This is a genomic window from Chamaesiphon sp. VAR_48_metabat_403, from assembly GCF_031422475.1.
Lineage (GTDB): Bacteria > Cyanobacteriota > Cyanobacteriia > Cyanobacteriales > Chamaesiphonaceae > Chamaesiphon.
The window spans coordinates 1-24,622 of record NZ_JANPLS010000515.1; the positions used below are offsets into that span (position 1 = coordinate 1).

Here is a 24,622-nt window from a genome sequence, read left to right on the forward strand (position 1 = left end):
GGCGAATTGAAACCAGTCGATCGACTCAAGAACTTTAACATTCACTTCCCCCAATTTGCGCCAAAAGTCGAAGACACTTGGCAAAGCTACCCCAATAGGACGTATCAAAACGTCTACAATCGCCGCTCATTCCGCGCACCCACAGCCGATGCCTATCTTCAAAAACGCGGCTGGTGGTTCCAACGCCTGTTGGCTGTAGTTAATGGCTACGATGTCGATTTACCCTGGCTGGCTAGCTGGTGCCCTTACTTAGGCTATAACGGCGACATTTTGGGCTATCTGTTTGCGGTAGCCATTAACGCTGGCGACAAGTTAGGGCAAGAGATTTTCGATATTCTCATCGCGTCAGCCAAGGGCGAACATGAAATCGGGGCGATGGGGCGACATATAACTCGATCGCTCCTCCTCGCAAATCGCCCAGAAGGGTGGGAATTTGTCGAAAAGCTCTTAGTTGCCGCCCAGCGTCAAGAGGGCTTGCGCCAGACGATTTTAGAGTGCGTAGATGAAGCACATCCGATCGCGTATCAGCGGATATTGAAGCTGATTTTGGACGAAAATCTAATTCGGTTTGCGGCGACATTACGAGCGGTGGATGTCTGGTTTGGGTTCGATTTGGACGTATTGCAAGAGAAACCAGCACGGGCAATTGTGGCGCAAGTTTTAGAATTTCTCACCGATGCCAACCAGCAACAAGCCGCCCTCGCCAGCGACGATGCACAGACGGTATATTTGGCTCTATGGTCGATCGCGTTTACCGATGCTATTCAAGCGATCGAATCTGCCAAAACCCTCCTCCAGCATCCCGAAGCCAGCCATCGGTTGGTAGCGATTCACTGTCTCAAGCAACTGGATCTACATTGAGCACGATTGGTAATATTAAGTGCGATCGAAGATCCCGACGATCGAGTAGCGTGGTTAGCATTAAATTCTGCTTATGCCAGCCAGGAATTATTAAAGGCTGCGCCAGAACTGTTCGATCGAATCATCGCTATTTTCCCCCGTTGGGCAGTCAAATCCAAGCAATTAACCCCGCTAGTTTGGGAGTGGATGAAACTAACTGTTTCTCAAGAGGTTATCGTCCAGATTTTACATCGATGGTTGGGCGATCGATCTCCCAAATTAATGATTCCCTATCTAGCCGCTGCTGAATCTTATCAACGGGCAACTATCGCCCAAGATTTAGCGAAGATCCAGCCGTGGGATGCAGAGATTCGCGATACATTATTCGATCTCACTGGCGATGCTAGTAGCTATGTGCGGCAACAGGTTTTAGAAATACTCACAAAATGCCAGATCGAAAAATCTGAAGCCGCCCATTTAATCAGTTTACTCACTCGTAAATCTAGCGATTTGCGTCAAGGTATTCTGGGGTTATTACTCAAACAATCGGATGAAGATGCGATCGAGTCAGCTCGATTATTATTAGCAGCTAAAGATAAGTTACAGCGACAAGCTGGATTGGAATTAGTAGCAGAATTAGTCAAGGAAAATCGATTGGTATCTGAGTGCCAGTCGATCGCGCAAACACATCAAACTACGCGCGGCGATAAAATTACCACCGCCGAAACTCAACTATTAGAACGAATTTTCGCACGAGAGTCTCAACCTCCAACCTTGCGGGATGCTCTGGGCTTAGTCAATCTTGCCGATTTATATGTACCCGAACCAGTAACTTGCACCAATCCTGTCGAACTAAATACGGCTGCGGCTAAAAGTACTTTGGTGGCGATCGATGAACTGATTCATAAACACAGTCAAACTTCAGTTATAATCAAAGACTATTCTGGTGAGAATGTCGAATATTTATTTGGTAATTTAGCTTGGCACTTTCCTAATGTAGATCCCAATCTATCCCGCGATGAAAACTTAGCACGATTGCCATTAGCTGATGTTTGGGAAAATTGGTATGAAGGTAAACGATCGAAAGATGAAGATGGTTTGGAATTAATTCGGGCGATCGCACCTCGCTATCAAACATACGCAGAATATTGGGACGGAGCTGAAGATAATGAAGCTTTAGATACTAATATTGAGTCTCCGTACACTCAACTTCGCAGCATTTTTAAGGCATCCTTTGGCAAAATCGATCGAGATTTGCGCTATCCAGATTTAGTATCTCGGATTGTAAATTGGCTCTTATATCTACACCCCCAATCTAATGTGACTGATTTTTCATTAGATCTGTTTGTAAAAGTATTGACTGTAGTAGATGCGATCGAATTAGAACGCTCGATATCTGACTTAGTAGCTAGGAACTGGGATTTAAAAAACTTCATCGGACTAGTCAAAAACTTTGTACGACTGCATAGTAGTAATGTTAGTGAAAGGGATTTTCGGCGATGGTGGCAAATTGCCACTTGGATCGACAATAGTATCTGGGATTTTATCTGTCGAGATCGAGTGACTAATCTATATGATTTGGTAAATGCTTATCATTTTGGTTTTGCCAACATTGCAGATATTACCTACCATCTATTATGCGATCCTTCAATAAAATGGAGCGAAAGATTCGAGCAAGAATTAAAACAGATACCTGTTAAGATAATCCATTCTAGAAATGATTTTTCCGATCTCCAAAGGCTAACTCGGCGGAATATATCAGATTTAGATCCAGGAATGAATATCGCGATCGAATCTGCCAAACTTTGCCGCGATCGCATCCTCGAAATCGAATGTCAGCGTGGAGATTTACCCACAGCGGCGACTAATGCAGCACTGGCATTAAGATCGATCGAAGGTATTGGGACGATCGTTAAACTATTACAAAATTTAGATAATTCCACCTTCGTGCGTGGCTATAGTTACGGCAACCAGAGCAAAGCTACCGTGATGAGCCATTTGATGCGGATTAGCTTTCCCGCGAGTGACGATACGCCTGTAGAATTTGCCCGCCAAGTCCGAGCCGCGAAAATTAGTGAAGAAAAGCTGATTCAATTTGCCTTCTTCGCGCCCCAATGGGTGAATTATATCCAACAAGCGATCGATCTTCCTGGCTTTGCTGAAGGAGTCTGGTGGATTCATGCCCATACTAAAGATAATAACTGGTCGGTCGAACAAGATGTGCGGGAAATCTGGGTAGCGCAGATTGCCGAACGGACTCCGCTTTCTGCGGCTAGTTTAGTCGATGGAGCCGTGGATGTGGAATGGTTTGGGCGGGTTTACGCCACCTTGGGTGCAGAACGTTGGCAACAGTTGGATAAAGCCGCTCAATATGCCTCCAACGGCAGCGGACATCAACGGGCGAAACAGTTTGCTAATGCCATGTTAGGGCAAATTGAGAAAGGAGAATTACTCGATCGCATCACCAAAAAACGCCATCAAGATTCCATCCGCGCCCTCGGATTGTGCCCATTAGATCCAGGCAAAAAACGCGAACCCGACATCCTCAGCCGCTATCAAACCTACCAAGAATTCCTCCGCACCAGCAAAAAATTTGGCTCCCAACGCCGCGCCAGCGAAAAACTCGCCGTCGAAATCGGCATGGAAAACCTCGCCCGCACCGCCGGATTCGCCGATCCGCAACGGCTCCAATGGGCGATGGAAGCCGCCGCCATTGCCGATTTGGTCGAAAAACCGCAGGTAGTCTCCATCGAAGATACCACCATCAGTTTGAGCATCACCCCTACAGGCACCCCCGAAATTACCATTACCAAAGCCGGAAAAACCCTCAAAGCCATTCCCGCCAAACTGAAGAAAAATCCTGAGATTGAGGCATTGCTCGATCGGAAACAGAGTATCGTCAAACAAGCATCCCGAATGCGCCTCTCCCTCGAACAAGCAATGGAGGGCGGCGATGCCTTCACCAAACCAGAACTCCACCAACTCGCCCAGCACCCCGTTCTCGCCCCCATGCTGCGCCAACTCGTCCTCATCGCCACCACTGGTAACGAAATCGGCTACCTCGAACCCAACGGCACCGAACTAGTCTCGCCCCACGGCAAAATCGCACTTACCGCCGCAAAATTCCGCATCGCCCATCCCCACGACCTCCTCATCACCAAAGAATGGCATCTCTGGCAACATGAATGTTTCACCACCGCCCGCCAGCAGCCCTTCAAACAAGTCTTCCGCGAACTTTATGTCGCAACCGCCGCCGAACAAACCAAGACGGGTTCCAAACGCTATGAAGGGCATCAGGTCAACCCCCGCCAAGCGATCGCCTTATTCGGACAACGCGGCTGGATCTCCTCCCCCGACGAAGGCTTACGCCGCACCTTTCACCAAGCAGGACTCATCGCCGCCGTCTCCTTTGCCAATGGCTACTACACCCCCCTCGAAGTCGAAGGCTTGACGATCGATCGACTCAACTTCTACAAACGCGACGAATGGAAACCCCTCCCCCTCGCCGACATCCCCCCCCGCATCTTCAGCGAAGTCATGCGCGATCTCGATCTCGTCGTCAGCGTCGCCCACATTGGCGGAATCGATCCCGAAGCCAGTGCCTCAACCGTGGAAATGCGATCGAGCATCCTCCGCGAAACCTGTCGCCTGATGAAACTAAATAACGTCCAAATCCAGGGCTGCTACGCCCTCATCAACGGCGAAATCGGTACCTATTCCGTACATCTCGGTAGCGCGATCGTCCATCGTCAACCAGGCGGCGCACTCTGCATTCTCCCCGTCAGTTCCCAACATCGCGGACGACTATTCTTACCCTTCGTCGATGACGATCCGAAGACCGCAGAAATCATGTCGAAGGTGTTGCTGTTAGCGAAGGATAGGGAAATTCAAGACCCGACAATTATAGAGCAGATTTTAGCAAAGTAGTTGGTATCGATCGCGCTATTGTATTGATATTTTTTTAGCGAAGAAGCAAGTTTTTAGCATGAAAAGTTATAACTTGAATTAACATAATCTGGTAAAATAATCTGAGGGCAGAGAATAATGAAAATTTCAAGACTAAAATGACTCAATCCGAATCATCAAAAGATGATACCAATAGAATTGTCTTTGAAATCGAAGAGGCTGTTTATAAACAGTTTCAAGAGGCAGCATTTCAAAAATATAAAGAATCAGTCCTTGTTTATGGTTCAAAAGTCTGGCGGGAAGCTAGGAGTGTTGCTTTACAGAGAGATCCTGATGTCAGTGCGATCGAGATTACAACACCAGATGTTGAGATTGCCACCGTTCGCACTGAAATGAAACTAATTCGATTGAGACAGCTTCGCTTCCCTTTCCGTTTAGTTCAGCAGTTTGTTACACTAGTAACAGGTATTATCGCCAAATTAACCTACGACTCTGCCCATGTTCAAACAGGCGAACCAGGTAAGGATTTTTTATTCTGGTGTGTTATGTTCCTGTTTTGTATAGCTACTACCTTGACACTTAACTACTTTGAGATGAGATCGGAGTTATTACGATGACAACTATAATTGAAGAAAGACAAAAAAATCGCTGGTTGATGTTGCAGAAAATCTATGAAATAACTGGCGGAAGATCTGAGAGATGCAGCATCAATATGTATGTAGTAGGAGAGAAATTAGGATGGGATCGGGAAAAGACGGAAGCTACATATGACTATCTGCGGGGTGAAGGTCTACTGAAAATGATGAATTTTGGTGGCAATATGGTGCTCACTCATCAAGGAGTTAGAGAAGTAGAAGAAGCAGCCGCAAATCCAGAAAAACCCACTCTTCATTTTCCTGCAAATGTCATGAATATTTATGGGGATCATATCGGAGGTGATAAAGTCATGGGTGACAAAATTGGAACCCAGATTAATAACCACACAGAAATAGCACAAACTTCACAAGATATCAAAGATTTATTAAATCGACTTTCAGATGAATATCCTGACGATAGCAGCAGAGTTCTGGCTGCAAAAGCTATAGATAATGTCGATCGTAATCCAGATCTAAAATCTCGGATTATTAAAGGATTAAAAGCAGGTAGTTTAGCAGCTTTAGAAAAAGCTATCGATCATCCAGTTGCTACGTTTTTTGTCGAAGGTGCAAAGGGATTGGTTGGCAATTGATGATTAGGTAGATCGAGTTCCACTCACGACCTCGATTTGGTTGGCAATCTACAAACCCGATCTCTTCACTATCCAAATATCCAGCCAAAGCCATCTCGATTACTGCCTCAACTGGAAAATTTATCTCGATGCGATTGAGGCTCGATCTCTGGGCTAGGATGCAAATCTCTAGGTACAATTATAGTAATAACCCTTGTATTGTGGGATTCAACCTATGCCAAAAACAGTTTGGGCAACCTTTTGTCAGGGCAAAGTCGAACTCTCAGAACCAATCGCTATTTCTGAAGGAACGAGAATACTCGTAACGATTCTACCTGATGACGAGAGCGAATTCTGGCTCAAAGCTAGCCAAACCTCACTAGCTGCCGTTTGGGATAACGATGAGGATGATATCTATGCCCAGCTACACTAAACAGATGTCCTTTAGCTCAGAGCGGGTTTCGGTCGATGTCTAGAAGAGATAGCCTACATGATGCGGCACGTCGCACATTAGAGAAAGATGGATGGGTAATCACAGACGATCCATTAATTCTAGTACTAGAGAAAACACTGCTAAAAGCAGATTTGGGTGCTGAGAAGTTTTTTACTGCTGAGAAAGCAGATCGGAAGATTGCCATTGAAATCAAGGATTTTGATACTCCCTCCGTTATCAGTGAGCTGGAAAAGACAATGGGACAACTCCAGCTTTATCAATGGGCATTGGAAGGACAAGATCCAGATCGTCAGCTATTCCTAGCCGTCAGTGAAGCTATCTATCTAAAGCATTTTCAAAAACCTATTTTTCAACTCGTTATTAAGCGCAACAAAATAAATTTATTAGTTTATGAGCCAGAGCAAGAGGTAATCATTCAATGGATAAATCATTAAGCTACGCAGACATCATCGAAAATACTCTAAAAGAAGCAACTAAAAATCAACCTCGACTTCAATCAATCAGGCTTTATCCTGTATGCGATCGAGATTCAGGTAACTTCTTGATTCTGGCAACTGGCTGGGATAAACAAGCTTGGATTAATACAATCTTATTTCATGCTCGTTTAGTGGATGAGAAGATCGCGATCGAAGAGGATAATTTTGAAGAGGGATTGACCTCCATCTTGATTGAGGCGGGTATCGATGCGAAAAATATCTACACTAGTATGCCTCAACTATCGATCGTGTAGTTGCACTTGTCCAAAAAAGATCGAGTTCTACTCACAAGTGTTAGGTGTTAGGTGTGAAAAGTAATTGCACATCTATCTCTTACTACTTACTCCTCTTTATCACCTGGTTTCCAGAAAAAGGAGCGAAAGCCAGAGCGATACGTGTCATAATTAACGCCGATAGATCGCTTGAATCTCGATACCTTTACCAAACAGCGTAATGTCCATAGTCTCAAGTATTTGTGAAGTTCGCGGGATCGGACTTCATTCTGGCGTGACTACCACCGTGAAAATTTTGCCCACAGATCCCGGTCGGGGTCGTTATTTTGTGCGAGTAGATTTACCAGATGCCCCAGAGATTCCCGCGCATGTCGATAATGTCAGTCAGACGACCCTCTCGACCGAATTGAGCGTGCGGGGGGCAGCGGTGCGGACGGTAGAGCATTTACTCGCCGCACTCACAGCACTAGACATTCAGGATGCACGGATCGAGATCGATGGCGCGGAATTGCCCCTGCTAGACGGGTCGGCACGAGTTTGGGTCGAAGCACTCATGCGATCGTCAACCAAGGCATTCCCGGTCGATTTAGCCACCTCTGGCGCGATCGAAACTCCCATCTGGATTGGAGATAAGGATCTATTTGTGGCGGCATTACCATCGCCAGTGTTGCGCTTTACCTACGGCATCGATTTTGATGTGGCACCCATTGGCAATCAGTGGCATAGTTGGCAACCGGGTAAAGATGACTTCGCGACGCAAATTGCCCCCGCGCGGACATTTGGATTGGCACACCAGATCGAACAGTTGCGATCGGCAGGTCTCATTAAAGGTGGTACCTTAGAAAATGCCCTCGTTTGCGATGAGAACCAATGGTTGAATCCACCCCTGAGATTTCCCAACGAGCCATCTCGTCACAAACTCCTAGACCTAATTGGCGATTTGAGTCTGTTGGGCAAACTGCCACTAGCGCATTTTATCGCCTACAAAGCCAGCCATCAATTACACGTTCGATTGGCAAAAAGGCTACATGAAATGGGATATTAGAACAGTGAACAATCGTCAACAGTACCACCAATACATTAACTATTAGGTCTAATGTCCACTACCCTCGATCGATCTCAAGAGACCATTGCCTCTATTGCTGAACCACTACCGCCAGCACCACCAGAACCCATTAAAACTACCTTTACGCTCCAAGAGATTCACAAACTGCTCCCCCATCGCTACCCGTTTGCCTTGGTCGATAAAATTATCGACTATGTACCTGGAGCTAAAGCCGTCGGGTTGAAAAATGTCACTTTTAACGAACCTTTTTTTCAAGGTCACTTTCCCGGACATCCACTAATGCCAGGAGTGATGATTATTGAAGCAATGGCGCAAGTCGGCGGCATTGTGCTGACCCAGCTCCCAGAATATAATGGTGGCTTGTTTGTATTTACCGGAATTGATGGTGTCAAGTTTAGGCATCAAGTGGTTCCAGGCGACCAATTAATCATGACAGTGGAACTCCAAGCGTTTAAACGTCGTCGATTTGCCAAGATGCACGCTCGCGCTGAGGTCGATGGACAATTAGCTGCTGCTGGAGACCTGACATTCGCTCTAGTAGAAGTGTAATCGCAACTTTGGCGATTCGCTTGTGACAACAGGCATTGCCAATCGAAATCCGCAGCAGATGAAAGTGTAAGCCTCATTCAAGTGTGGGCATAATAGTGAGTAAGGAATTAGTCTACTGGTAACAACCAACTTGTAACCACCCAACCGCGAACTGGCTTGTGCTATCGACATCAATAGTGACATACCAACATCGTTTGGCAATGACAGAAGGGAAATGGTGCGAGCACCTTTATCCATCTGACATTCGCAAGGGTAGCTGAGATTCACAACTGTACTACGATGCGGCTCCACACTAGGCACACGAACATGCTTTGCATCTGGATCGCGATCGCTAGATTATAGGAAAATGACAAGATGGCTGGAGTAGCAATGTTAATGACCCGAATTCATCCTACCGCTGTGGTGCATCCCAGCGCGGAACTCGACCCCACCGTGCAGATTGGCCCCTATGCGATAATTGGCGAAAATGTGAAGATTGGGGCCGGAAGTACAGTAGGTGCCCATGCTATCATCGAAGGCCCGACAATTATTGGGGTTGGCAATCAGATTTTCCCCGGCGCGGCGATCGGGTTGGATAGTCAAGATCTAAAATACAAAGGTGGCGAAACCTGGGTCAAAATTGGCAATTACAATCGGATTCGCGAATACGTTACCATCAACCGCGCCACAGGTATCGGCGAAGCCACCGTCATCGGCGACCACAATTTATTAATGGCTTACGTGCATGTCGCTCACAATTGCACGATCGAAAATAATGTCAAAATAGCTAACGCGACATCTTTAGCTGGCGACGTACATGTCGAATCCGATGCCGTAATTAGTGGCGTATTGGGCATCCATCAATTCGTCCGCGTGGGTAGATTATCGATGATTGGCGGAATGACCAGGATCCAGCGCGACGTGCCCCCATTTACCATTGTCGAAGGTACGCCAGCACGCGTGCGATCTCTCAATTTTGTCGGCTTAGAACGTTCTGGTTATGCCCCAGAAGAAATCGCTATTCTTAAAAAAGCGTTTCGGACGCTTTATTACTCCCACAAAACCATCTCTCAAGCTCTCGAAGACTTGGATCTATTTCCTGGTTATGAAAGCATCCAACAGCTCCAAAGATTTTTGAGACAATCTATCGATGGTAAAAAGGAGAACAAACGCAGAGGCCCAATTCCTGGTAAATCGATCGATAATAAAGGCGATTAAATTGAAAACCATCTTTATTAGCACTGGAGATGTATCTGGCGATCTCCAGGGTGCTTTGCTCATCACGGCACTCACACAACAAGCCCAAAAATTAGGGATCGACCTGAAGATTGTCGCGCTCGGTGGCAATAAAATGGCAGCAGCAGGCGCGGAAATCATCGCCGACACTACATTTATCAGTTCGATTGGTGTTTGGGAAGCACGAGCCTATCTGCGCCCCTCAATCCAAGCGCGGAATCTTGCCAAGCAGTATGTAAAAGCCACTCCGCCAGATGCAATCGTGCTAATCGATTATGTAGATCCTAACATTAGTATCGGTAAATATGCCAAAGATTTATTTCCGGATCTCCCAATATTTTTCTATATTGCCCCTCAAGATTGGGTATGGCCGAGACAACATAAAAGAGCTAAATTAATTGTTAGTTTTATAGATGAAATCTTCTCGGTTTTCCCAATAGAAGCCCAGTATTTTACCCAGCAGGGAGCCAAAGCTAAATTCGTCGGACACCCACTAGTCGATCGAGTCGCAACTCTTCCCAATCGCGAAATTGCCCGCACTAAGTTAGGCATTACCAATTCAGAAGTAGCTATTGCACTGGTTCCAGCTTCTCGCCAGCAAGAATTAACTTATATTCTTCCCCTCATTTTTACAGCCGCTCGTCAAATTCAAGATCGATTACCCGATGTTCGATTTTGGATTCCGCTGGCTCGTCCAGATTTTGTGGCAGAAATTGAAAGTCAGATTCAAGCGTATCAAATTAATGCAACTTTAGTAACTGAAAATGCCGATTTAGTCTTATCAGCCGCAGATTTAGCAATTACTAAATGCGGTACGGTGAGCCTCGAATTAGCGTTACTAAATGTTCCCCAAGTTGTGGTTTACAAAGTTAGCAAAGTAACAGCTTGGATTGCCAAAAATATTGTCAAATTTTCGATTCCATATATGTCTCCGACAAATCTAGTCGAAATGAAGCCGATCGTGCCAGAATTATTGCAGGATGAAGCTACTCCCGATCGCATTGCTAGTGAAAGTCTCGAACTAATTTTAAACCCCGAACGCCGAGATCGGATGTTAGCTGATTATACTCAGATGCGTGCAGCTTTAGGCGAAACTGGTGTCTGCGATCGCGTCGCTGCGGAAATTTTAGCCAAAATTTAGGAGCCGGGGAGACGGGGAGACTGGGAGCAGGATGGTTCGTATTTCCCCTATTCACTATCCACTATCCACTATCCACTATCCACTAATCAGTGAAAACCATCTTTATTAGTACAGGAGAAGTATCTGGCGATCTTCAGGGTGCTTTACTCGTCACCGCACTCAAGCAACAAGCCCAAAAATTAGGCATCGACATGAATATTGTCGCGCTTGGTGGTCGTAAAATGGCAGCAGCAGGCGCAACAATCCTGGCTGATACCACGGGAATCAGTTCGATGGGGATGTGGGAATCGCTAGCCTATCTTCAACCCTCATTGAAAGTCCGCAGCCTTGCTAAACAGTATTTAAAAACCACACCACCCGATTTAGTTATCCTAATTGATTATATAGATACCAATGTAGAGCTTGGTACTTATGCTAAAAAAGAATTGCCGAATGTACCGATATTTTACTACATTGCGCCACAAGAATGGGTATGGTCGATCGCGAATAAAAACACTAATAAAATTGTTAAATTTACAAAAGAAATCTTTGCAATTTTTCCTGGAGAAGCGAAATATTTTGCCGATCGCGGTGCAAAAGTCAAGTTTGTCGGGCATCCATTAATCGATCGCGTTGCTACTCTATCTAGTCGAGAAATTGCCCGCGACAAATTAGGCATTACTAATGATGAAATTGCGATCGCCCTCATTCCCGCTTCTCGCAAACAAGAATTAAAATATCTATTACCTGCTATCTTTGAAGCTGCCCAAAAGTTGCAAGATAAACTACCGAATGTGCGGTTTTGGATACCACTCTCTCGCGATGCTTTTCAAGCTGATATCGAAAGTGCGATTCGATCGTATCAACTTAATGCTATTCTGATTACCAAAAATGCCGATTTAGTCTTATCAGCAGCCGATTTAGCCATTACTAAATGCGGTACCGTTAGTTTAGAATTAGCCTTACTTAATATTCCTCAAGTCGTTATTTACCGAGTGAGTAGAGTAACTGCTTGGCTTGCCAAAAACGTGTTTAAATTTTCGATTCCCTATATATCACCACCTAATCTAGTGGAAATGAAATCGATCGTGCCAGAATTAATGCAAAATGAGGCAAATCCCGATCGGATTGCAGCCGAAAGTCTCGAACTAATTTTCAACCAAGAACATCGCGATCGAATGTTAGCTAATTATCGTCAAATGCGATCAGCTCTGGGTAAAACTGGTGTGTGCGATCGGGTTGCTACTGAAATTTTAGCTGAGTTTTCTTAACTATCCGATCGATAGACTAATAAGATTTTCGGAGTTCGCTCATGGCTGTTCCCGTGCCTTTCTCCTTCGCAGTTGCAAAACAGAGATCGATAATATCTTGAAGGGCAAGATCGGGAAAATAGCGACTACTTTCGCTGACTTCATACTTGCCAGCTTCTAACTGATAGATCGCCAGTTTGTAGTTTTTAAAAAGCCATACTTCTGGCACGTTATAAGGTAAAAAATCTAGCTCGGATGTGTAACTAGTAACATCGATTTCGACGACTAAATCGGGTGGTGGATCTACCTGCCAGTCAATCCGATCCTTACCTACCGCTGCCTGCCAATTGTCGATATAGAAACAGTAATCTGGCTCGATGCCACTGACTTCAGGCAGATCCATCGTAATTGGTGTAAAGGCTTCATAATTGCGCCCTTGACTCTCAAGTAGAATTGTAACTACTGTAGCGATTAAATGAGCCTCGCGCCCGTGTCTAAGTAATGGACTCATCAGCGAAATCTCTCCCTGATGGTATTTGAGTCGAGGAATCGAACCGTCACCCCGACTATCGCGTAATTGACAATACTCTTCCCAGGTACCAGGAATTCGCATCACCGAGCCAGGTGGCATTGAAATGCGATCTTTAGAAATAACTGCGTACACAATCGTCACCCCTGAGCGTCGAACAGTTCAATTATACCATTTTAGATTTTGGATTTTAGATTTACAACTTATTTAGCCCAAGTTGCTACCTATTAAAATGCCAACGATTGAAATCGTGGCTAGTGATGCAAAGTCCGCCTACGCGGACTAATAAACTAGTCCGCGTAGGCGGACTTTGCACTATGAGCGGCGGTTTCTAACCGCTGAGGTGATAGGTAGCAACTTGGGTTGTCGATCCTCCCCTCACTTCCCATCTCCCAGTCTCCCCGTCTCCGCTCTCCCATCTCCCTCATAAGCTACAATACAGAATCTACCTGACTGGAGTGGATGATGTCGGATAATTACTTGAAAATCGCCAAACAACGACAACAACTAGTTATTAATTACCATATGTTGCCCGAACTCGATCGCGCGATCGGGCAATTAATTTCGGTAATTTATACTCCAGTCAGTAGAACGATGATTTTGACTTGTCTGGAACATACTAAATTAGCGGGCGAGAAATCTTTAATCGCCGCGACGCTCAAGCCTTATATCGATCGACTACTAGCTAGTGAGATCTTAATCTCGATCGGCAAACATAGCATTCAAATCAATCCGTTAATTGCGGAAGTTGCCACCCGCGAGGCAGTGCGGATGGGGCGGTTGGGGGTGATTAATGCTGCGATAAACAAACATTTGCCGATCGCGCAATATGGCAATGGCGTTCGGAATTTTAACACTTATAATGAATTTGTCCGTGAAATTCGGTTGGGTTTGTATGGTAACGATCTAAAGTTCATTAAGAAACAGTTTGACGATTATCATCGTTATTCGCATTCGCGGGAAACTGTTTCATTAGAAGAATTATGGCAGCAAATTTGTAATAATCCGTTCGATGCTGATTGGTTTGCAACGGTGATTCCCGATTTGTCTGGGCAGATTTTAGAGAGTATTCTAAACTATTCGATCGAACATCTCGCCCCCGCTGATGCGGCATTTGAGGCACTTCCAGACGCGATCGTCAAGTCAACTCATCCGCTGGTATTAGAGCAAATGCACGTCCAGTGGATCGAGCAATTAATGTTACGGGGAAAAGTACTTGAAGCGAAGGAATTATTAGAGCGATTGCCGACGGATTGGCGCGACCGATCGGCGCGGCTGTGGGGCTGGTTGTACTTCATACAGGGGAATGATAATTCGGCGATCTCCGAGTACGAAATTGCCCTCCGCGCCCTTAAAAAGAACAGTGGTAAGCGGAAAATTTATTTCTCTTCAATGTGTGGCTTATTCTTCATTCTCGCCTTACTCAGACGCGGTAGAGGTGAAGATTTGCGGGTGGCTTTGGAACACGTACTGGTAGCAATTAAGGACAACTCTTGGCTGAGTGCGACTTATGATGTGCTCAGATATACGATCGAACTGCAAATGGGTAAACTCGATCGACGCGATGCAATTCTACGATCGACACCATTAGATAAACATCATAGTTTAGAAATTATCGTCCGGGCGTTATGCATTCATTGGGTAGATAAAAAAGCCGAGCATAAATCATTATCAAATACCCTAGAAATATTTTACAGTCGATCCACTGCGGCTGGATATGATTGGTTGGCAATGGAAGCAGCAGGAATTTTATCCCGGATTAATCCTACCGATAAATTTCAGAGTTATTATCAAAAGCAATCGGGAGAGTTGCAAAAACAGATCGGTGTTACCAACCTATCAAAATTAATTGAACCCCAAGAACTATGGGAACTTTCACTCGCCGCATTGACTAAATTACAACCGACAAATGCGCCAGGTACAACCGATCGAGCTACACCCGATCGACGGTTGATTTGGGCGATTATTATGTATGGGAGTAGCCATCAAATTCAACCTCGCGAACAAAGTCGGAATATCAAAGGCGAGTGGAGTAAGGGGCGAAATATTGCTCTCAAGCGGTTGAAAAGTGCCGACGATATTGAATATCTCACTCCCGAAGATTTGCGAGTATGCAGTCATCTTCAAAGTTACGACCATAATGGGTGGGGACACTCAGATTATCGGTTTGGAGATCGGGCAATTATCGCATTAATCGGACATCCATTAGTATTTTGGGAAGATAATCTCTCTTCGCGAATTGAAGTAATTGGTGGCGAACCAGAACTCAAAATTACGACGGTTAAAGACGAGCGGATTGTCATTTCTATGTATCCCGAATTTGAACCGGGCAAACATGTGATGGTGCAAAAAGAAAGCCCTTCTCGGCTCAAAGCGATCGAAATTACCGACAATCATCGTCGGATTGCGGAGATTTTGGGCAAACAGAATCGCCTAGAAGTGCCGCTAGCAGCGAAAGAGCGGGTGTTGAATGCGATCGGCAGTATTTCGAGCATCGTCACTATTCATTCCGATATCGGCGGTGGTGCGGCTAATGTCGAGGAAGTCCCCAGCGATCCGCAGCCTTACATCCATCTGTTACCCAACGGCATGGGTTTAAAAGTTACCTTGCTCTCGCGTCCATTTGCCCCCGCAGGCCCCTATTACAGCCCCGGCACGGGTGGGGAAACGGTGATTGCCGAGATTGAAGGTAAACGGCTTCAGACCCACCGCGATTTGGCAGCAGAGCGGCGATTTGCGAATGCGGTGGTGGCATCTTGCCCGACATTGGAGCAAATGGATGAGCAGGGTGATGAATGGTCGATCGAAGATCCGCAAGAATGCCTGGAATTGCTGCTAGAATTGCAGGCTGTCGGCGATATTGCGATGGTAGAATGGCCCGAAGGCGAGAAGATGCGAGTGACTCGTCAAGCTGGTTTGAGCGATTTTAAACTGCGGATTCAACGAGAACAAGATTGGTTTGCAACTAGTGGCGAGGTGCAGGTAGATGAAGATCGGGTGCTGGAATTGCAACAATTACTCGCACTGCTCGAAGGCTCACACAGTCGATTTATTCCCCTCGGTGACGGTCAATTTTTAGCCCTAACTCAGGAATTTCGGCAGCGATTGGATGAATTAAAAGCGATTTCCGATCGACATGGTAAAGGGCTGAGAGTGCATCCCCTAGCGGCGTTGACGATGGAGGATTGGCTAGATGATGTGGGGCAACTCAAAGCTGATAAACATTGGCAAACCCATATTAAGAAGCTCCGGGAAGCAGAGAGCTTTACCCCCGAATTACCCTCGACTTTGCAAGCCGAATTACGCGATTATCAGGTAGATGGATTTCGGTGGCTGGCGCGATTGGCGCATTGGGGTGTGGGAGCCTGTCTAGCGGACGATATGGGGTTGGGTAAAACTCTCCAGTCGTTAGCATTAATTCTCACCCGCGCTGCTAATGGTGCGACGCTAATTATCGCGCCGACATCGGTATGTATGAATTGGATGAGTGAAGCCGAAAAGTTTGCCCCGACGCTGAATCCGATTCAATTTGGCGGTGGTAATCGCGAACAGACTTTAGCAGGACTTCAACCGCTGGATCTGGTGGTGTGCAGTTATGGCTTATTACAACAAGATGATGTCGGCGAAATGTTAGCCAAAATTGAATGGCAAACGATCGTTTTAGATGAAGCTCAATCGATTAAAAACTTTGCCACCAAACGATCGCAAGCCGCCATGAATCTCCAAGGTGGATTTAAACTGATTGTGACGGGTACACCAATCGAAAATCATCTCGGCGAACTGTGGAATTTATTCCGCTTTATCAATCCGGGCTTGCTCGGTTCGCTCGATAGCTTCAATCAACGGTTTGCTAATTTCAACGCGCTCGATGGCGAACGTAGCAGTCGCCATCAATTGAAAAAATTAATTCAACCCTTTATCCTCCGCCGCCTCAAATCGCAAGTTCTATCAGAATTACCCTCGCGTACCGAGATTACCTTACAAGTCGAACTGAGTAAAGAAGAGATGGCATTTTATGAAGCCCTGCGCCAACAAGCAATCTTTAAACTCACCGATAATGATGCCCCCGCCGGACAAAAACATTTACAAGTATTAGCCGAAATTATGAAATTGCGGCAAGCTTGTTGCAATCCCAAATTAGTGACTACCGATATTGCCATCCCCAGTGCCAAACTGCAACTATTTGGCGAAGTCCTCACCGAACTAATTGAAAACAAACATAAAGCACTAGTATTTAGTCAATTTGTCGGTCATTTACACCTAATTCGCGACTATTTAGACTCGCAATCGATCGCGTATCAATATCTCGATGGTAGCACCTCCGCCCGCGATCGCAAAACCCGCGTCGATGCCTTTCAAGCTGGTGAAGGTGATGTGTTTTTAATCAGTCTAAAAGCTGGCGGTACCGGACTAAATCTCACCGCCGCCGACTACGTTATTCACATGGATCCCTGGTGGAATCCCGCCGTTGAAGATCAAGCCTCAGATCGCACCCACCGGATCGGACAACAGCGTCCAGTCACAATTTACCGCCTCGTCGCCCAAAATACGATCGAAGAAAAAATCGTCGAACTTCACAAATCCAAACGCGATCTCGCCGATAGTTTGCTTGAAGGAGCCGATGTTAGTGCCAAAGTTTCCACGAGTGATTTATTGCGGTTAATTAATGAATAACTAAAGTATGAGAATGTCGGGTTAGTCAGCGACTTCAGTCGCCGCACATGAAGCGAAGTCTGCCTACGCAGACTAAAGATTTAACCTAATGCAGCAAGTAGTAATATAGCATTCCTATTTGATTTATGAGAATTCTTACTCCGTTCTCTGCGCCCTCTGTCTTGATGCACTAAACCGTCGGGGAACCCGACGAGCGTGCATCGCTGCGCCTCTGCGGTTGAAATAACATCGAGATAGAATCTCATAAATGATTTAGGATTGCTATATTAAATTAAGTTAAACCAAATTCAATCATCGGAAATGAAGATCTTGTTTACAATTTTAGAATCGATCGCAGTCAATCTATTGTCTGATGACGGAAATTCTGAAAGCACAAATAACTGATTTCGATAATGCCGCCGATTACCATTCCAATTGCCGCCGCTATTGCCCCATTTTGCTCTAATTGTACGGCTAAATAGGCGGTAGCTAACATCACAATTGCCCCAATCCAAGCTGCCTGATTGACTCCCCAAGTTCGTCCCGCACTGACTAAAAAACCTTGAAGCGCATTTTGAATTGATACCAGCAGCGGAATCGCCGCACAGATTAATAATACCGGACGTACTCGCGCAATTAGTTCTCGATCGTTACCAATAAAATAACCGATCGCCTGTGCGCTAATGGGTGTGCCACTGACAGATAATAGAATTAGCGAACATAGAATTCCGACGGTAATTGCAAAAGTAATTAAGACTCGATCGGGTATTAACTTGCGATTGCGAATAATAATCTGCTGCACCATCCGCGTAGAATTAGCAATAACTAATACTAACCCCCAAGCCGCAGGCCAAGCAGCTAAAGCAATCTCTCCATCGTTAGCACGGGCGACAATCCCCACAAGAGCCGCCCGCGCCCCCCACACCAGCATCATCGTACCGCCTAAGGGTAAATAAAATTTCCAAACTCCAGCTAAATCTTGGGGTAGCTCCGGTGTCGATTTGATTTCAGGGAGTCGAGTAGCTCCTAACCTCCTGGCTAAATACGTGACAGCAATTGCCTCGGCAATTACGCCCCAGACTAGGCTCACCCCCGCTACAACCGCGCCGTTCGCTTTGAGGGTAAATCCCCCGGCAAGGATACCGCCGACTACCAGCAGCCGAATTAGCCCCGCCTGAGCGACGGCATTACTTTGTCCGCTATGAATCAATAAACCTTGAAAATATCTGCGCCACCCGATCGCGAATGGCCATAAAATGAGGATCGTGAGTGTCGATCGAATTGTCTGACTCAAACTAGGGGTAACACCCAACCAGCTTTCTCCAACGATCGCAAAAATTGCGGGAATCGATGTCAGAGCCAAGATTAAACTCATCACTCCACTCGCAATTAGCGTAAATCTCCACAACGCCAGTCGGGAGGTTTGAGTCCCCGCGAGGGCGTTACTGGCATGAAGCAACATAATAATCGGACTTTCGCAAAAAATGGCGATCGCTTTTGCCACGCCTAATGCGGCAATATTAGTTCGCGGATCTGGTAAATGAGCTAGGGTAGTAGTAGTTAAAGGATCTCCCAATGCCATTGTGACATCGGACAATGATAGGGGAATAAATTGCTGCCACAGTTGGATTAATTGGCGATTTCGAGACATTAACAGGTGGTATTTATAGAGATTAAATATAAGACTAAATTTCTGTGAATTTAATTGGGGCGATGGAGCGAACTTCTACTGCTAATTGTTGAGGGGAAAATAACTCGATCTGATTAGTCTTGAGCCAATCTCGATCGTACACTGTTTCGAGATAACGATCGCCGCGATCGGGGTTTAGCATTAAAATTGATAAGGGGTGATTCGTCTCGCCTACGGCATGAGCATAAGCCAATCCACCTGCCAAAATCGCACCCGTCGATGCACCGAGTAATAAACCTTCTAATTGGGCGATTTGATGACAGAATGAGAAGGCAATCCGATCGCTTACAGTATAGGCAACATCGAGCAAACTCGGATCGAAATTAGGTGGTGTGAAAGATAAACCCAATCCCGTCATCTTGTACGGAAATCTGGGCGTACCGAATACCGCCGAACCTGCTACATCGACACCGATAATTTTGGTGTGCGGATAACGTTGTTTGAAGTAACGACTGATTCCGGCGATTTGCCCAGCAGTACTTATTCCGATGACAATGACATCCGGTGCGCCATTAAAAGCCGATTCGATTTCTCTGGCGGTGTAAATCTCATGTGCGTCGGGATTGTGAGGATTGAGATGTTGACAGGGATACCAAGCTCCAGGAGTACTATCTGCCAATTCTTTGGCTCGTTCCATTCGAGCTACCTGCATCGAACCATAACTATCGGCGTGACTGAGCGGGACTTCGATTAATTGGGCACCATGAGCGACTAAAATCCGCCGCATCGTATCGCTCGTTTTAGCATCGATGACAATTTTGACTCGATAGCCGCGCACCGCACCCACCATTGCCAAGGCAATCCCAAAATTACCCGAACTAGATTCGACGATCGTACCACCCGATCGCAACAATCCTTCTGCCTCGGCTCGATCGACCAAGCAAATTGCATTTTTCTCTTTAATACTCCCGCCGGGATTGCAAGATTCAAGCTTAAAATAGAGATGATGTTTTTGACACAAATCGCTAACTCGATTTAGTCTGACGATCGGGACAGCACCAACTATCTTGGTAAAATCTTGCCCGATCTGGGGTAGCGAGTCTGTGGAAGTTTTCATCATCATTCTGGTGGTTGCTAGGATCGCACACGATCGTTATTTCTAGTTTGACGGTTGAAGATGAAATTTAGATGAATTACGATCGTGGATTTTCAATCTAAACAATTTTCATAACTTGTAATTTTAAATTTATTTAACAGATTGATGACTGCGAATGAGTATTTCAGATGGCGTAACTAAATTTACGCGCTCGAACTTTTGATTGGGTTCAGTTACAGTCGCAAAAATTAAGATCGATCCCATTATCGCCATCATCAAATTTTCAGTCATACTCACCACACCCAGAGGTGCTTTAGAATTCCCACCGACACAAGCACAATTGAGAGCCATTTTATCGATATATACAGCCTTAAATACCGATATCGATCCAAGTACCCCCACGGTAGTTGACGCAATTCCAGTTAATAATGGTGCCACGCCAGACAAAAATCCTAAGCCGATCGCTAGTTCTAGGAAAGGGTAAATTTTGCCGTATAGTTTGAATCTCTTTGTAACTAGATCGTACTTCTGAAAACTATCGGTGAATGAGTCTAAATCCATCAATTTGAGACTAGCTAACATCGCCAAAGATATCCCCATAAAACCAGCCATCTTTAGCGATAAAGCCAGCGTCATTAGCCCCGAAGTGGCAAACAAAGCGATAACTGGCGTGTAAGATGTATCGGTCGGCGTGGGGGCTACAGACAGTCGTTCGGCGAGATCGGTATAACCGCCAACTCGTTCGGTATCGATAAATATTTGCGGTGTAGTTGCTACCTGATATTTTGATTTAAAGTTATCTATTTCTTCACGCGATCGCAACTTAATATCTTCAAATATCAAGCCGCGCTCTTGTAATAATTTAACAGCCTTCAATCCCCACGGACATTCACTTTCTGGCGTAACCATCCGGTAGAGTTTAATTTGATGAGAGCTAAGATCGAGTTGATTCATCAGACACCTCGTAGCAATACAAGCAGTTTTGACACTACTATTATCTTAGCGAGCTAAGATGAAATTAAGATGAAAAAGATTAAGTTGAGATTTCATGTTAATTTCATCTAGTCAAGAGATGATGGAGACTGAGGATGAAAATTTTACTGATTGAAGACGAACCAGACTTAGGTGCCATCATTAAAACTAACCTCTCACATCATCAATATGTCGTCGATTGGGTAGCAGATGGTCGAGCTGGCTGGGAATATTTAACACTCGACCCAACAACGTACTCACTGGCGATTATCGATTGGATGCTGCCAAAAATGTCTGGAATCGAACTCTGTCAAAGGTTACGAGCGGAAAAATACACTTTGCCGATTTTAATGTTGACGGCTAAAGATCGCATGGAGGATAAAATTACTGGGTTAGATGCTGGAGCCGATGACTACCTCGTCAAACCATTTGGCATGGCAGAACTCCGCGCCAGACTCCGCGCTCTCCAACGTCGCATTCCCACATTTCAACCCGACAAATTGCAATTGGGAAATCTGCAATTAGACTATGGTAATAATGCCATTGCGATTACTAGTTTGGCGGGAATAGAACAGTCTGTCAGTCTGACAGTAAAAGAATTTCAACTGTTAGAATATTTGATGCAACATCCCGATCGTACCCTAACTCACGACCAAATCCGCAATCGAATTTGGTCGCTAGATTCAGAATCAGCGAGTAATGTTGTCGCCGCCCAAATTCGGCTCTTGCGGAAGAAGTTAGCTGAATTTGGTTATGAGAATGCGATTGAAACTGTGCGTGGCTTTGGCTATCGACTTAATTCTATTCATCTTTGAAAAGTTGAAAGTTGCGACGCGCGATCGTCGGGGAACCCGACGGTTTAGCGCGTCAAGACAGAAAGTTGAAAGCGAGGTTTTAGAGTGAAACTTAAATCCCCAAATCTTGACGATTATTAATTATTAAAAGTGCATCAAAATCGATTATTCAATCGTACCCGCATTCAGTTAACTGGATTTTACGCAATCGCGATCGGGTTAATTACTTTAATATCTGGATGTGCTATTCATTTAGTCATGATTCGGGCATTCGAGCGCACTGTCAATCGAGAATTGGATACCTTAGCTGGAACCGTTCATGATACCCTAGAAGCAGTCTTGCAACAGCCAGGAATAGTCGATCCAGTCGCAATCAAATTGTTACCAGGATTATGTCAGAGCGGTTCTGAATGTTTGCCGATTAAGTCTAATGCTAAGATTGCCGAGTTGACCCAAAAGCAAGGGTATTGTCTGCGATTATTAAACTTAAATGGTCGAGAAATTGCTATTTTAGGGACAAAAAAACATGAGTTTGTAGATCGAAATTCCCCACTGCATTGGGAAACCACTACCGATAAGCACGGCGAACGCTATCACATTCATACACTCAAACTCAAAACAATTAACAATCGAGATTGGGGCTATCTGCAAGTCGCTCAATCTTTCCATCAATTAGATGAGTATATGAATAGCCTCCATCTAATTCTAATCTTTGGAATTCCACTGATTATGTTACTCATCGGTGGCACGAGTTGGTGGTTGTCAGGATTGGCAATGCAACCAATTTATCAGTCTTATCAGCAAATTCAGCAGTTTACCGCCGATGCTGCTCACGAATTGAGGACCCCTTTAGCTGTGACGAGACTAGCCGTAGAGAGTGCTTTAGATGCTGAAATAATTGCGCCAGAAACTCGCAGTAATTTGGAAATTGCCCAGCGTCAAGTTCATCATCTCAGTAGTCTCGCTGAAGATTTACTGTGGCTATCACGATTGGAAGCAAAACAAATTCCTCTAAACCTGAGTTCGTGTTGTTTGAATGATTTAGTCAGCGATTTAGAAGAAGAATTAGCTCCTTTAGCGATCGCCAGTTTAATCGATCTCCGCCTAGAAATTGTTACTAACCAGCCAATTTATATTGCAGGAGATAGCAATAGACTATATCGATCGATCGCTAATTTAATCCACAATGCCATTCAATATACTCCCACTGGTGGAGTCGTCACAATTCGGCTAGAGTCCTCAGAGCGCAATGCCAAGATCGCAATAACAGATAATGGAATTGGCATCTCACCTGAAGATCTACCGCATATTTTCGATCGCTTTTATCGCGTGCAAGGAGATCGTTCGCGTCATACAGGTGGAACGGGATTAGGTTTAGCAATTGTTCAAGCGATCGTGCAGGCACATCATGGCAATATTCAAGTTGATAGTCAAATTGACTTAGGTAGTGCATTTGTAGTAAATTTGCCGAATATTCAGTACCAAAGTTTACACCTTCTATGAAACGTACCCCGACCGTCAAGTTTAGCTGCCAATTGTCTGTGAGTGCGGTGACACTCGCGATCGTTTCAGCCACATCCGCTGGCGCAGCGACGACCTTTATTTATAGCAATGAAACTGGTAATAATCTGGCAGTGTTGGGGGCTAACGATGTTGTAGACTGGCGACAGCTCGGTACTGCGGGGACAACTTTACCAACTACTTTTAGAGCGGTTTCTGCTGGCGGCTTGGGCGTAACGGGTAATTTTGGTACTACTGCCAATCGAATCGACCAGCGAATCGGCTTTAATACACCCAGCGATCCGCTAAAATGGAATGGAGATTTTAGCGGTGACGCTGCCTTAATCGCTGCGGCTAACGAGCCGAGTAACGATATTATCGACGCACCTGGTTCGATTTTGCCCGATCTCAGTCCGTTGGTACTGACATTCGATCGGCCAGTAACGGGAGTGGGGGCGCAAATTAACGCCGCGCATTATGGCAAATTTACCGGATCGATCGCGGCTTACGATCGGTTTGACAACCTGTTAGTCAGTTTTAACAATAGCAATATTACTAATGATGGTAGAACTAATCCGTTACCCGTAGTTGCCAGAGGGACGCTCGGCACGGATACTTATGGCCGGACGACTAATGATGCGAATAATGTTGCCTATTTTTGGGGTGTCAAAAGCGATACGGCAAATATCAGTAAAATTGTCTTAGAGATGTAGTTGTTAATATTAATCCCGCAGTAGCAAATGAAAGTTTCCCAACCACATTCCGCTATGCGGAATGTGGTTTTTTAAAAGTTGCCGAAATGGAAGACATCATAAAATAATCCTTATGCTAATCGGGTTCTCCGAATTTATTTGTTGCAATATATAGGTTGTAGATTGTTATTAATCTGTCGATTTGCAACCTATATTTGTAATATACCCATGTACGAGAGAATAATACCATAAATTTCAAAAATGATTAATACTTGTTTACAACATAAGTAGCTCGGCATAATTGAATCTAAATTTCTTCGTGGAATGGGCAGTGCCTGGAGTGTCGATCTCGATGGAATTTTACTCTTATTGTCCCTAGTGTAAATTCGATCGCTTGAATTTATGCGAATATTGCATCTAATAAATTTAGATATTGCATA

19 protein-coding genes and 1 pseudogene are annotated in these 24,622 nt (G+C 45.2%); 16 read left to right on the forward strand and 4 right to left on the reverse strand.

Features of this window, described 5'->3' with window-relative positions; translation table 11 throughout:
• The 12 genes and pseudogenes from RMO79_RS24025 to lpxB (RMO79_RS24080) form a co-directional block, all read left to right on the forward strand.
• Positions 1–861: pseudogene (locus RMO79_RS24025) on the forward strand (hypothetical protein); the annotation flags it as partial.
• 6 nt (positions 862–867) lie between these two features.
• Positions 868–4,767 carry a DUF5724 domain-containing protein gene (locus RMO79_RS24030; protein WP_310485801.1) on the forward strand — a complete coding sequence of 1,300 codons (3,900 nt, stop codon included), beginning with the start codon at positions 868–870 and terminating at the stop codon, positions 4,765–4,767.
• Between the two features lie 137 nt (positions 4,768–4,904).
• Entirely contained in the window at positions 4,905–5,363 is a 459-nt protein-coding gene (locus RMO79_RS24035) for a hypothetical protein (protein ID WP_310485802.1), read from the forward strand.
• On the forward strand, positions 5,360–5,974 hold the full coding sequence (locus RMO79_RS24040; RefSeq protein WP_310485803.1) for a hypothetical protein: 615 nt from the start codon (positions 5,360–5,362) through the stop codon (positions 5,972–5,974). Before RMO79_RS24035 ends, RMO79_RS24040 begins: the two co-directional genes overlap by 4 nt.
• A 214-nt stretch (positions 5,975–6,188) precedes the next feature.
• A complete protein-coding gene (locus RMO79_RS24045) occupies positions 6,189–6,386 on the forward strand; it encodes a hypothetical protein (protein ID WP_310485804.1) in 198 nt (65 codons plus the stop codon).
• A 35-nt stretch (positions 6,387–6,421) separates the two neighbouring features.
• The gene (locus tag RMO79_RS24050) at positions 6,422–6,841 is read left to right on the forward strand and encodes a XisH family protein (RefSeq protein WP_310485805.1); all 420 of its coding nucleotides are present in this window, start codon (positions 6,422–6,424) and stop codon (positions 6,839–6,841) included.
• Entirely contained in the window at positions 6,826–7,137 is a 312-nt protein-coding gene (locus RMO79_RS24055) for an element excision factor XisI family protein (RefSeq protein WP_310485806.1), read from the forward strand. Before RMO79_RS24050 ends, RMO79_RS24055 begins: the two co-directional genes overlap by 16 nt.
• A gap of 199 nt (positions 7,138–7,336) precedes the next feature.
• The gene (gene lpxC, locus RMO79_RS24060; protein ID WP_310485807.1) at positions 7,337–8,161 is read left to right on the forward strand and encodes a UDP-3-O-acyl-N-acetylglucosamine deacetylase; all 825 of its coding nucleotides are present in this window, start codon (positions 7,337–7,339) and stop codon (positions 8,159–8,161) included.
• A 51-nt stretch (positions 8,162–8,212) separates the two neighbouring features.
• Positions 8,213–8,731 carry a 3-hydroxyacyl-ACP dehydratase FabZ gene (gene fabZ / locus RMO79_RS24065; protein ID WP_310485808.1) on the forward strand — a complete coding sequence of 173 codons (519 nt, stop codon included), beginning with the start codon at positions 8,213–8,215 and terminating at the stop codon, positions 8,729–8,731.
• 354 nt (positions 8,732–9,085) lie between these two features.
• Entirely contained in the window at positions 9,086–9,928 is an 843-nt protein-coding gene (gene lpxA / locus RMO79_RS24070) for an acyl-ACP--UDP-N-acetylglucosamine O-acyltransferase (RefSeq protein WP_310485809.1), read from the forward strand.
• Position 9,929: 1 nt separating this feature from the next.
• Positions 9,930–11,087 (forward strand): lipid-A-disaccharide synthase, encoded by a 1,158-nt coding sequence (gene lpxB / locus RMO79_RS24075; protein WP_310485810.1) that lies wholly within the window; start codon positions 9,930–9,932, stop codon positions 11,085–11,087.
• A gap of 89 nt (positions 11,088–11,176) precedes the next feature.
• Positions 11,177–12,337, forward strand: coding sequence for a lipid-A-disaccharide synthase (gene lpxB / locus RMO79_RS24080; RefSeq protein WP_310485811.1), 1,161 nt, complete (start codon positions 11,177–11,179; stop codon positions 12,335–12,337).
• Positions 12,338–12,353: 16 nt separating this feature from the next.
• Here lpxB (RMO79_RS24080) and RMO79_RS24085 read toward each other — a convergent pair whose 3' ends face one another.
• A complete protein-coding gene (locus tag RMO79_RS24085) occupies positions 12,354–12,980 on the reverse strand; it encodes a Uma2 family endonuclease (RefSeq protein ID WP_310485812.1) in 627 nt (208 codons plus the stop codon).
• A 327-nt stretch (positions 12,981–13,307) separates the two neighbouring features.
• On the opposite strand from RMO79_RS24085, the gene RMO79_RS24090 reads away from it, so the two are divergent.
• Complete coding sequence (locus RMO79_RS24090) at positions 13,308–17,519, forward strand: DEAD/DEAH box helicase (protein ID WP_310485813.1); 4,212 nt, start codon at positions 13,308–13,310, stop codon at positions 17,517–17,519.
• Between the two features lie 337 nt (positions 17,520–17,856).
• Here the strand turns inward: RMO79_RS24090 and RMO79_RS24095 are convergent, their stop codons facing one another.
• The 3 genes from RMO79_RS24095 to RMO79_RS24105 form a co-directional block, all read right to left on the reverse strand.
• The gene (locus RMO79_RS24095; protein ID WP_310485815.1) at positions 17,857–19,149 is read right to left on the reverse strand and encodes a hypothetical protein; all 1,293 of its coding nucleotides are present in this window, start codon (positions 19,147–19,149) and stop codon (positions 17,857–17,859) included.
• Between the two features lie 34 nt (positions 19,150–19,183).
• Positions 19,184–20,251: a PLP-dependent cysteine synthase family protein gene (locus RMO79_RS24100; protein ID WP_310485816.1), complete on the reverse strand. Its 1,068-nt coding sequence runs from the start codon at positions 20,249–20,251 to the stop codon at positions 19,184–19,186.
• Between the two features lie 123 nt (positions 20,252–20,374).
• Positions 20,375–21,178 (reverse strand): MauE/DoxX family redox-associated membrane protein, encoded by an 804-nt coding sequence (locus RMO79_RS24105; protein WP_310485817.1) that lies wholly within the window; start codon positions 21,176–21,178, stop codon positions 20,375–20,377.
• 134 nt (positions 21,179–21,312) lie between these two features.
• Here RMO79_RS24105 and rppA point away from each other — a divergent pair, with 134 nt between their 5' ends.
• The 3 genes from rppA to RMO79_RS24120 all read left to right on the forward strand — a co-directional run bounded on the left by rppA (position 21,313) and on the right by RMO79_RS24120 (position 24,203).
• Positions 21,313–22,011, forward strand: a complete 699-nt coding sequence (gene rppA / locus RMO79_RS24110) for a two-component system response regulator RppA (RefSeq protein ID WP_310485818.1) — start codon at positions 21,313–21,315, stop codon at positions 22,009–22,011.
• A gap of 129 nt (positions 22,012–22,140) precedes the next feature.
• On the forward strand, positions 22,141–23,493 hold the full coding sequence (rppB, locus tag RMO79_RS24115; protein ID WP_310485819.1) for a two-component system sensor histidine kinase RppB: 1,353 nt from the start codon (positions 22,141–22,143) through the stop codon (positions 23,491–23,493).
• Entirely contained in the window at positions 23,490–24,203 is a 714-nt protein-coding gene (locus tag RMO79_RS24120) for a hypothetical protein (RefSeq protein WP_310485821.1), read from the forward strand. Before rppB ends, RMO79_RS24120 begins: the two co-directional genes overlap by 4 nt.
• Positions 24,204–24,622 lie beyond the last annotated feature (419 nt).

Excerpts from the sequence above, each read along its gene's own strand:
- RMO79_RS24035 (WP_310485802.1), top strand. The coding sequence starts at position 4,905 with ATGACTCAATCCGAATCATCAAAAGATGATACCAATAGAATTGTCTTT.
- RMO79_RS24040 (WP_310485803.1), top strand. The coding sequence starts at position 5,360 with ATGACAACTATAATTGAAGAAAGACAAAAAAATCGCTGGTTGATGTTG.
- RMO79_RS24045 (WP_310485804.1), top strand. The coding sequence starts at position 6,189 with ATGCCAAAAACAGTTTGGGCAACCTTTTGTCAGGGCAAAGTCGAACTC.
- RMO79_RS24050 (WP_310485805.1), top strand. The coding sequence starts at position 6,422 with ATGTCTAGAAGAGATAGCCTACATGATGCGGCACGTCGCACATTAGAG.
- RMO79_RS24055 (WP_310485806.1), top strand. The coding sequence starts at position 6,826 with ATGGATAAATCATTAAGCTACGCAGACATCATCGAAAATACTCTAAAA.
- lpxC (WP_310485807.1), top strand. The coding sequence starts at position 7,337 with ATGTCCATAGTCTCAAGTATTTGTGAAGTTCGCGGGATCGGACTTCAT.
- fabZ (WP_310485808.1), top strand. The coding sequence starts at position 8,213 with ATGTCCACTACCCTCGATCGATCTCAAGAGACCATTGCCTCTATTGCT.
- lpxA (WP_310485809.1), top strand. The coding sequence starts at position 9,086 with ATGGCTGGAGTAGCAATGTTAATGACCCGAATTCATCCTACCGCTGTG.
- RMO79_RS24090 (WP_310485813.1), top strand. The coding sequence starts at position 13,308 with ATGATGTCGGATAATTACTTGAAAATCGCCAAACAACGACAACAACTA.
- RMO79_RS24095 (WP_310485815.1), bottom strand. The coding sequence starts at position 19,149 with ATGTCTCGAAATCGCCAATTAATCCAACTGTGGCAGCAATTTATTCCC.
- RMO79_RS24100 (WP_310485816.1), bottom strand. The coding sequence starts at position 20,251 with ATGATGATGAAAACTTCCACAGACTCGCTACCCCAGATCGGGCAAGAT.
- RMO79_RS24105 (WP_310485817.1), bottom strand. The coding sequence starts at position 21,178 with ATGAATCAACTCGATCTTAGCTCTCATCAAATTAAACTCTACCGGATG.
- rppA (WP_310485818.1), top strand. The coding sequence starts at position 21,313 with ATGAAAATTTTACTGATTGAAGACGAACCAGACTTAGGTGCCATCATT.
- RMO79_RS24120 (WP_310485821.1), top strand. The coding sequence starts at position 23,490 with ATGAAACGTACCCCGACCGTCAAGTTTAGCTGCCAATTGTCTGTGAGT.